The organism is Pseudomonas sp. BJa3, from assembly GCF_026343815.1.
Taxonomy (GTDB): Bacteria; Pseudomonadota; Gammaproteobacteria; order Pseudomonadales; family Pseudomonadaceae; genus Aquipseudomonas; species Aquipseudomonas soli.
Map to the genome: position 1 here is coordinate 1 of NZ_JAOXMC010000366.1, position 254 is coordinate 254.

Consider the following 254-nt stretch of genomic DNA (forward strand, 5'->3'; position numbering starts at 1 on the left):
TATCTCCTTTGGGGCGCGGATATCGTTATGCGTCTTGCCGATCCGCTACGGCGTAGAAAGCGTTATACGACGGGATCCCCCAGGTGCGACAGGAATGACCCATCATGGAAAACCAGGGCGCCGCCGTGCCCGTCCGGCGCGTGCAAGCGGCGCACCTCGCCGATCAGCACGGCGTGGTCGCCCACTTCCAGCACCTGGCGGGTGGCGCACTCGAAGCGGGCGGCGCAGGCGTCGAACACGGGGATGCCGTCCTC

General features: G+C 66.5%; 1 protein-coding gene. It reads right to left on the reverse strand.

Features of this window, described 5'->3' with window-relative positions; all coding sequences use genetic code 11:
- Positions 1–62: 62 nt before the first annotated feature.
- The coding region (locus OH705_RS28050; RefSeq protein ID WP_267303544.1) for a flavin reductase at positions 63–254 on the reverse strand (192 nt) is incomplete at its 5' end.